This is a genomic window from Archangium sp. (genome assembly GCF_036388035.1).
Classification (GTDB): Bacteria; Myxococcota; Myxococcia; order Myxococcales; family Myxococcaceae; genus Archangium.
Map to the genome: position 1 here is coordinate 1 of NZ_DASVSO010000868.1, position 2,875 is coordinate 2,875.

Sequence of the window (2,875 nt, forward strand, 5' to 3'; positions counted from 1 at the left end):
CTCCCAGCCCGCTGCCACCAGAGCGAGCCATTCTCGTAGAGCAGCACGCGCGGTCCGTAGCTCCCCGCGAAGCTCTTCAGCTCCTCGGCGGTCAGCGTCACCGGCCTGGCGAGCGCCTCCACCTTCTGGATGGACCACGCGAGCCGCCGCTTTCGCTCGTCGTCCTGGGCCTGGGCTTGCAGCTTCTCGAGCGCATCCAGATGGGCGGTCTCGAGCGCCTTGTCCGCGGGGACCTGGATGTCCGGCGCCACGCCGGTGCCTTCCCAGTTGGTGCCGGTGATGGGGTTCACCGCGCGGCCGAAGGGGATGAACGCCAGCAGGTGCACGTCGGAAAGGAATTGGGCGTCGACGGGATGGGCCCCACCGCCGGTCGTCTCACCGACGAGGGTGGCCCGCTTGAGGTGCTTCAGGTCGTAGGCGAACTCCTCGGCCGCCGAGAAGGTGCGCTGGCTGGTGAGGACATAGACGGGAACTCCCGTCATCCGCTTGCCGGCCACATGCGCCGAGGTCCAGAACTGCTGCGTGGTATTCCCCTTGCGGATGTAGAAGCCGTTGAGGTGCGTGGGCTTGTCGAAGAAGTAGCTGGTGATGAGCTGGACCATCGATGGCTCGCCGCCGCCGTTCTTGCGCAGGTCGATGATCACCGCCTCGGAGTTGGCCAGGAAGTTCATGGCGGCGATGGCGGTCTCGCCCGCCAGCTCGGCGCCCATGAAGCCACGCAGGTCCAGGTAGCCCACGTTCCCCGCGAGCCGCTCCACCTTCTCGAAGCCGAAGTTCACGGACGCCAGCTCGCGGTGGAGCTGCTCGCGGGCGGCCGGATCGCCAGGCCCGTTAGGGTCTATCCCCGGGGGCATCGCGGGCGCGTAGTGGATGCCCAGGTGCTTGTCCTTGCTCACCTCGCGGAGATCGCGGGTCAGCGCTTCAGCGAGCTCGGCCGAGTGGGTGATCTTGTTGTAGGCGCCCGCCTTCAGCTTCTGGCGGATGCTCGCCTCCATCTTCTTGGCCACGTCCGGGAAGACATAGGTCTCGTTCAGTGCCGCCGAGACGCGATCCACGATCTTCGCGCGCGCCGCCGCGTCCACCGGCTCGCCGGGGCCGCGCGCCGGCTGGGCCTGAGCGGCGCCCGAGATCAGCAGAATCGCCGCTGCCCACAGCGCGGCCATCCCTCCGCGCGACACGGGCCCACTTCCATTCCTACCGCTTACCGTCATCACTGGAGTCCCCCTGGGGTTGGATTTCATCTTTGTATCGGCTGCGGCCTTCCGTCGTTGTTGCGCAGGACCACGTAGAGGAACTGCTGCTCGGTGTCCACGCCGCTCACCGAGAGACAGGCCAGGAACTCGTCGCCCACTTTGAGTTCTGTTTCGATCCCACTTGCCGAGAACGACCAGGTGCCGATGGAGCTACCGGTTCCTGGGTTTCCGCGAAGGTTTTGGAGCCTCCGGGGCGCGACGGGTTCACAGCCGCAGCTTCTTCGCCGTGGTCTGCCCGGGACGGATCTCCACCTCGATGACGGTGGAGATGTTCTTCCCCTCGTTGACGAGCTTGAGCTGGTGCTGCCCCGCGGGCAGAGCCAGCTCGATGAGCGGCGTGTCCCCCAACCGCCGCCCACGCAGGAAGACGCGGGTCCAGGGCGTGGTGTCCAGGGTCAACCGACCCATGGCCACCCGCTTCGACGGGCGGGCCGCGGGCTCGGTGGCAGCGGGTTCCGCGGGAGCAGGCTCGACAGGAGCAGGCAGGCCGCTCGGCGGAACAGGAGGCACCACCTCGGGGGCCAGCGCGAGCAGCATCATGGCCCGCTCGCCCGGGGTGGTCAGCTTCACCTGACGCTCCGCCTGTCGCCTTCCTTCCAACGCGGCGGACACCGTGTGCTCGCCCAGTCCGAGCGTGTCGAGCGTCAGCGGCGAACGCCCGGCCTCCTTTCCGTCCCCCATGATCAGCGCGCCCGGAGGATCCGTCTCGATGGTGAGGACCGCCGGTGCTGGAGCCGCGGGTGGGCTCGCGGGCTGCGTGCCGGTCTGGACGGGCGGCACTCCCCGCTCTCCTGGACGAAGGAAGAAGAAGGCTCCGGCGCCCACCAGGAGCAGCAGCACCGCGGCACCGGCGAGCGGCTTCCTGACGCGCTGGCTCCAGGGCTGCTCCAGCGTGGTCTCCTCCTCGACCGGGAGCGCGCTCACCGGCATCGAGTCCCCCGTGGAGCTGCGCACTGCCCGGCGAACGCCCGAAGTGGAGAGCTCCCCGGAGCGTGCCGCATTGAGGAGCTGTGCCCGCTCCTGGATGCGCGCGGCGAAGAGCTGGGACATGTAGCTGGCCAGCTCGGCGGAGCCAGGGGCCGCCTGCTGGCTCCGCAACCACTCCTCCAGCGCTCCCTGGAAATGACGTGCGGTGGGGTAGCGCTGGGCAGGGTCTCGCGCGAGCGCTCGGGCGATGATGTGGCTCAGGGCCTCGGGAACATCCGCGCGGAAGTCGTGCGCGAAGGGGATCGGCTCGTCGCTGGCCACGGCCTTCTGCGCGGCGAGCGGATCGGGGTGACGGAACAGCCGCGAGCGGGTGACCAACTCGAAGAGGATGATCCCCAGGGAGAAGATGTCACTGCGCGCGTCGAGCGGCTCGCCGCGCGCCTGCTCGGGCGACATGTACGCCGCCTTGCCCTTGACCTGGCCCACCACGGTCTGGCTCTCGCGGGTGGCGGCCTTGGCGATACCAAAGTCCACCACCTTCACCACCCCGTCGTAGGTGACGAGCAGGTTCTGCGGAGACACGTCCCGATGGACGATGCCGAGCAGCGCCCCATCCGACCCCGTCTTGGCATGAGCGTAGGCCAGGCCCTCGGCGGCATCGGCGATGATGCGCACCGCATGGGGGATGGGCAGCG

General features: G+C 68.8%; 2 protein-coding genes. Both read right to left on the reverse strand.

What is annotated here, in order from left to right; translation table 11 throughout:
- Positions 1-1,178, reverse strand: a 1,178-nt coding sequence (locus VF697_RS35745; protein WP_331102171.1) for a S41 family peptidase, incomplete at its 3' end; no start/stop codon positions are given.
- A 279-nt stretch (positions 1,179-1,457) separates the two neighbouring features.
- Positions 1,458-2,875 (reverse strand): serine/threonine-protein kinase (locus VF697_RS35750; protein WP_331102173.1); only part of this gene is annotated, 1,418 nt, incomplete at its 5' end.